Annotated in this window: 8 protein-coding genes; 2 read left to right on the forward strand and 6 right to left on the reverse strand. The window is 54.0% G+C overall.

From position 1 onward, the window contains the following. Window positions 1-466 precede the first annotated feature (466 nt). Entirely contained in the window at window positions 467-988 is a 522-nt protein-coding gene (locus DMX12_RS26655; RefSeq protein WP_110679885.1) for an RIP homotypic interaction motif-containing protein, read from the forward strand. Window positions 989-1,111: 123 nt separating this feature from the next. On the opposite strand, the gene DMX12_RS26660 is transcribed toward DMX12_RS26655, so the two are convergent. Next, complete coding sequence (locus DMX12_RS26660; protein ID WP_110679886.1) at window positions 1,112-1,336, reverse strand: hypothetical protein; 225 nt, start codon at window positions 1,334-1,336, stop codon at window positions 1,112-1,114. Between the two features lie 433 nt (window positions 1,337-1,769). Here DMX12_RS26660 and DMX12_RS29205 point away from each other — a divergent pair, with 433 nt between their 5' ends. Then, window positions 1,770-2,981 carry a hypothetical protein gene (locus DMX12_RS29205; RefSeq protein ID WP_146226870.1) on the forward strand — a complete coding sequence of 404 codons (1,212 nt, stop codon included), beginning with the start codon at window positions 1,770-1,772 and terminating at the stop codon, window positions 2,979-2,981. 411 nt (window positions 2,982-3,392) lie between these two features. Here DMX12_RS29205 and DMX12_RS26675 read toward each other — a convergent pair whose 3' ends face one another. The 5 genes from DMX12_RS26675 to DMX12_RS26695 form a co-directional block, all read right to left on the reverse strand. After that, window positions 3,393-3,764 carry a hypothetical protein gene (locus tag DMX12_RS26675; protein ID WP_371928301.1) on the reverse strand — a complete coding sequence of 124 codons (372 nt, stop codon included), beginning with the start codon at window positions 3,762-3,764 and terminating at the stop codon, window positions 3,393-3,395. Between the two features lie 59 nt (window positions 3,765-3,823). Further along, on the reverse strand, window positions 3,824-4,171 hold the full coding sequence (locus DMX12_RS26680) for a hypothetical protein (protein ID WP_371928302.1): 348 nt from the start codon (window positions 4,169-4,171) through the stop codon (window positions 3,824-3,826). Window positions 4,172-4,182: 11 nt separating this feature from the next. After that, on the reverse strand, window positions 4,183-4,614 hold the full coding sequence (locus tag DMX12_RS26685; protein WP_110679890.1) for a lysozyme: 432 nt from the start codon (window positions 4,612-4,614) through the stop codon (window positions 4,183-4,185). Between the two features lie 231 nt (window positions 4,615-4,845). Beyond that, window positions 4,846-5,076, reverse strand: a complete 231-nt coding sequence (locus DMX12_RS26690; protein ID WP_110679891.1) for a hypothetical protein — start codon at window positions 5,074-5,076, stop codon at window positions 4,846-4,848. Further along, window positions 5,073-5,822 carry a hypothetical protein gene (locus DMX12_RS26695; protein ID WP_110679892.1) on the reverse strand — a complete coding sequence of 250 codons (750 nt, stop codon included), beginning with the start codon at window positions 5,820-5,822 and terminating at the stop codon, window positions 5,073-5,075. Before DMX12_RS26695 ends, DMX12_RS26690 begins: the two co-directional genes overlap by 4 nt. Between the last annotated feature and the right edge of the window lie 178 nt (window positions 5,823-6,000).

A 6,000-nucleotide genomic window follows, 5' to 3' on the forward strand; every position in this document is an offset into this window, starting at 1 on the left:
GATTCAGATCGATCGACGGATCGCTCCTGGACTGCACCGCTTAGAAACTGTCGAAAAATCAGCCTTTGGTCGAAAAAACACTGAGCCATCCAGAGTATGGGCCAAAGTATGGGCTGGGATTTTTTTCAGAAACACAGAAACGAAAAAGCCCTGAATAATCAGGGCTTTAACGTATAGGTATGGCGGAGAGATAGGGATTTGAACCCTAGGTACTGTTGCCAGTACAACGGATTTCGAATCCGTTTTTGCTCTCATATTTTTTTGAGTAAAAACTATAAATATCAATGAAATCAGAAACATGAACTCATTATAACGCAACAGAGTTCCACACCATTCGGGGGAGTGGTTCCCCCAAAACTCCCCCATGCCTGACTCTGCGCCCTCGTGGAGTGACCTTGGCAGCTTTGCCCTAGATTCAAACCGAGCCATGTGATATCAAACCAGCATCAATCACAAGGAGCTGTGCATGAGCCGCATGAACCCATTTGCATCAATGCACACCGATATGGTGTGGCTGGTCAAGACTGATGGAAGAAGACTCGGGCCTTACCCTACTCGGATTGGCCCGACAGCAACCATCTTCGAGCCGTTGCTCGATGTGGATGAGGGAGATCATCTAGAGAGGAGCTTGCCTGGCGGCAAGGTGGAGCGTCACAGCATCGTTGAGTGCAACTACTCGCAGGGATTGCCCGGGATCGGACCTCATTGGTCGCTCAAGCTGAGAAAAGGTCCTGAGAAAGAAAAGCCTCAGCACCAGCACACAACCTTCAATATCCACAACTCGCAGAACTTTCAAATTGGCGACCACAACACTCAGCACATCGAGCAAGGTATAGCTGATTTGCTCAAGAGGATTGAGCAAAGCGGCGCGCCTCAGGAAGAGGTCGAGCAGGCCAAGGGGCAGATAGCAAAGATGCTGGAGCATCCATTGGTTTCGGCAATCCTTGGTTCCGGAGTTGGAGCGCTGATCGGCTTGGCCGGCGGTTAGATCACCTGCAAGCTGTAACCGCCGCCTCCAGCTGCCGCTCGTACCCAATCCTCTGCCGACGCCCCGCCAGCAGCGCCGGCACCTTCACCTCCAGATTGTGGGGGTTTTGCGCAGGCCGCGGGCTTAGTGAAGAGGCGGCAGCTCCTTTCCGCGCAACGTGGCTATCACCCTAAGCTGGTAATGGGAAACCACCTGGAACAGCGACTCGGCCAATAGGCGCAACCGCTCGATCTCTTCCGCCGGCGCGCCTCGATCCTGCGCCTGGTGATACTCCCGCATGGCGTCAATAGCCTGCTGAATCAGCGGCTCGCCGGCCTCAACCATGCCGATGAAGGTGCGCTTGTCCATTCCGGTGACCTGCTCATTTGGTCAGGCCATTATAGATGGACTCGCACCCCAGGCCCGCTCTTCGGCTTCGCTTAATTGGTTTCACAAGACATCTACGCATAAAACCAAGATGATACATCGTTCACGTACTCCCTAGCGTGCGGAGCTATGTTGATCTATACGCATCAAGCTGGACAAGAAAAATCCAATCAATGAACGCTTTATATCGAAAAGACATAGGCTTAATGGCAAAAACGAATTTGGCATCCCAAGGAGAACACTTAATTTTTTTACAACACTGTTTACTCTGCAACGAAGCTGGCTCAGCATCACAAAAATTTATTTACGACGAATCCAGGATTGCGCAATAATGCCTTTGGGATACTGCTAAGTCGCAGACCATCTCGCGCCTGAAGCACATACTAGCAAAGCAAAAATACAGGAAGTTTAATAAGTGCACGAATATTTTTTCAACACCCCTGTCTTTGATGATGTAGCGACCTGCTCAACCGTATCCGTAACTTTTGAAGTGGAGCGCGAGACATTAATAGACCTGGACCATAGGATCAACGGAGCTATTCGAGAAAACCCAGTAAGCCTTTATAGTCAAGGATATAAAACTCTATGCCCGCATTACAACAATGAAAAACTTTTCACCCTAATAAACAACCAGATCGACTCAGAAGACATTGTTAGAAATCTCATGATGTGCACACACATGATGAGAAATGGCCTGACATATCTAACATTTATATACAAGCTTAAGATACCCGTCAGACTAACCTTCACATCACCTGCCAAAGAAAAATTCTGTAGCATTCTAAATCCTTGCTTGATGCTTGATGATTGCTCGACATTGACCATTCGGCTCAAGCAACTTTCACAAAGGATTATGAATGCTCTAGGCGGTCAAATAACAGACAACCCTGTGTTTAGCGCTGAAATCATAAGTAAAACTACTGAAAATTACTTTAACGATGATTCAGAAACTATAACACCTTCATGTATTATTCATAGAGGCCAAGCCCCAATTGAGATTATATGCACGCAGTCTGAACATGGAAGATATTCTGCCTTCTACGTTCCTTTATGGGTAAAACTACCTTTTTTTGGATTTTATGTCCAAAGCGGAGATGCGAACGAAGAACTTTTGACAGAGCGACTTGGGATAGACTTTTTTAGTCATGGCCCCCACATCTGCATGAGCTTTTACGAGAAGGTAAATCAAGACCTCAAAATGATTGAGGGCAGTGTAAGCAAATTCCTCAACAAAAGAAATCACTCAGATCTTGAATCGCTGACATCCATAAGCAGCTTCAGCGATAAGTTACATGCAGTTTCAGAAAAAATTTCTATTTTGATGTCTGCTTCTAGAGAGCAACTATTTGCAGAATCTTACACCAATGCATTTCAAAGCAGTCTTCATAGCCTGCAGAATCGCGCAAATGACCTTCAATCATTCCTCAGGGCTAGACATCCACTCAAAGAAAGCTTACTTCAAGTAGAACAGATCAAAACGAATAGGATATTTTCGATCATGTTCGCAATCCTTGCCGGAGTTCAAGTATTTATCGCTTTCATCACTGTTGACTGGACGGGTGACGGCCTGACAAACAATAATATATACAAGAACCTATCAGCAATTTACCACCTATTCTTGCCCTGAGACTCTTGGGAGCCTTGAATTATATTGAACATGTTTATGGACCCGAATGAATAATAACCGCCGCTAAACAGCCAAACAAGATATGGTAGAAGTGGTGAATATACGACGGGACGATTCGGGGCTCAGAAATATCTAGCATAGCTGTCCGGCAATGGCGGATTCTTTCCCGTTCCTCTCTGGTCGCTCTATTAGCATAAAGCCTTGGTAGGCTTTCCCTGGTAGCCTTTTTGAAAAGCGCTTCGTACTCTCGTTGGCATTGTTCCCCTGCTATTCGGGCTTGGCCATGATCCTCCTGCAGCTCCTCCGCTCGAGCATCAGGTCATTCGAGCAGGTAGTAGAGCACCACGACGGCGCGGGTAGCCGTTTAGCCTCTGGCAACAGGGCCGGTTTTCGTACCGGGGCACCTGTCGCTCAGCGGCAAGATCCTACCGCTGCTTCCAGAAGCCGCTCGTAGCCAATGCGCTGCCGGCGCTCAGCCAACAGGATGCGCACCTTCACCTCAAGGCTGTCGGTTTTGCGCAGACCGGCAGCTGCCCAGGGCGGAACAGCCACTTCCGGCGCCCGACACGGCACCTGCACTGGCACCTCGACGCGCACGTACTGGACCTCTGGCGCGACCTTCCCTGCGCAGCCGGCCAGCAGAGCGATGCCTGCGAGCACCCCCACCCCGCGCAGGATTCGACCTGCAGCACCTGCACCGCCTGCACTTTTGTGCAAGACCTGCACTTGTTCGCTGCTCCTGCAGGGCCCACCTTGGTGGCCACCCTCAAGCCCAGAAGTCATGCGGGTTTCAGTGGTAATTTCGCCTGCCTGGTGGTCGGGCAGGCCCAACCCTAAATCGGTCATAGCCCTAGCTCCTGATCGATGATCAAGGTGGCGGCTGCGCACTGGTCGCCGCCGGTTCGCTCCTGCTGCAGGCGGTTCGCCGCGGCGTAGTCGATGCCTGCACTGGTTTTGGCCTCACTGACCGCCTGCTCCGCCCTGGCCTGGCGCTCATTCGCCGCCAGGGTCAGGTCGCCCAGGGCCTTCCCCTGTTCTTGCGCCAGGCCTGCAAGGTTGTCTCGCGCCGCTGTGCATGCTGCGACCCGGTCCTGCTCTTCGTCCAGAGCCGGCCGGAAATGGCTGGTGGCGAGCCAGACGCCCACTGCAACACCAAGCAGGGCCATCAGGCCGGCGCCGGCAAGCCGCATCACCCAGTCGTTCACATCGCCTCCAAGAACAGATCCCGCTCAGCAGCCCGCCGGCGGACCAGCCCGGCCAGCACCTGCCCGCCTGCCTTGTTCCAACGCGGGAACTGCTCGGCAGCAGCTGCGTAATTACCTGCATTAAGCAGTCGGCGGAGCGTGGACGATTCGAGATTGGCTGCACCCAGGTTGTAGGTGAAGCTCATCAGCGCATCCCACTGGTTTTGGTTCAGTTGGGCCGTGACCAGGCGCTGCACTTCTGGCTCGAAGCGCTGCACGTCGTTCAGCAGCATGCGTTCGGCCTGTTCCTTGGTGATCGTCATCCCCGGTTTCACGCCACGGGTGGTGCCATAGCCGATCGTCCAGACGCCGACAGAATCCTGATAGGCCTGCAGGCGCAGGCCCTCGAATGACTTGATGAGGCTCAAGCCACGTTGCGATGTGCGCATGGGTTTTCTCCAGGCGAAAAAAAGCCCGCGCTAGGCGGGCTGAAGACTAGGGCGAGTTGCATTCATGGCAGTGGCCTGCTCAGTGCGATTTGCTCGCAACAGGTGCGTCGGTCCGACCTGTAGCATTCCACCAGCAGGTCACGGAAGGGCTCACCGGGAAGGCACAGACGGATGGCTGCGCGCCGGTTTGCCTGCCGCTCCATGATGCTTGCGCAATGAGCACGCGCCCGGCTACCCGGACGCATGTTCAGACTGCCAGGTTTGGTAAAGAGTCTGAACCGCTGCGTTAAGGTACTCGCCGTTGCCGGCGTCCCGCAGGAATTGAGGTTGTGCCAGCTTTCTTTGCTTGAGCTGGCCCTTGAGCCATTTTTCGAACGATGGGTCGATAGGTTCCTTGACCGCATCGGCCGCTTGACCTTCGCTCAACGGCGTAGCGGCCAATTCCCAAAGCGACATGCTCATACCCTGATCCCCTTGCGCAAAGCGTAGGCGCGCAGGTCGGCAACCGTGGCCACCTGTTCGTCCGCAGTCAAAACTGCCGAGTGCAGCTGTACCGCAGCGATATCGCACGACCCGGTGAATCCGCTTGGGTTGAACAGGCTGCCGATGCGGATCTTGTTTACAGTTGGCCGACGCGGCAGGCCACCCGTGGTGGACTGGGTTGTTGTGCGGTTGTTGGTCAGGTCACTGAAGACGATCCCGGTGGAGCTGATCACCACGCTATAGAGCGCCCAGTTCGCCGCGTCCTGGGAAACCAGCGTGGCGCGCGGGAAAGTCTTGTCAGCGGCGGTGTTGCCGTAGCAAGCGTTAACCGAAATAGCGTTGGTACCACTGAAGAACAGCGCGAAACCGTCTGATGCGCCACCGTCTGCGGCAAGGCCGTCGTAGGTGCCAAGGAAGCCAGGACGCGTTGCGCCACTGTTGTTCGGATCACCAGACCTTGCGATCATGAAGAAGGTGATGGCGGACGGCTCTTGGATGCCCGACTGGATGAAGTTGGTCAGGCCGTTGCAGGTGAGGCGATCAGCCGATGCCACCGGCGCCCCCACAACGCTGCCCTGGGCCTTGCCGGGTGCCAGGTTATGCGCAGCCTTGGCCGGACTCCCATTGGTAAAGTGAATCAGCTCCAGTGCGCGGCGCACCGGGGCCGCGTACTCGGTCGCGAATGCCTCGGCATCTACGTCTTTTGCAATCAGGCGAACGCCCATATTTCAATCCTCTCGGGTTAGAAGCCGGTTGCGCGGCTGTACTGGAACATGACGCACGGGTTGTGCAGAGCGAAGGTGTTGCCCAAGGGCGATACGGCGGTGTCTTGCAGGCCATGCGAGTCGCGAAGGTTTCCGCGCGGGCCTACCACAGGACCGGACTTGTTGGGGTCGGTTGGGC

It is taken from the genome of Pseudomonas sp. MB-090624, assembly GCF_003205245.1.
Lineage (GTDB): Bacteria > Pseudomonadota > Gammaproteobacteria > Pseudomonadales > Pseudomonadaceae > Aquipseudomonas > Aquipseudomonas juntendi.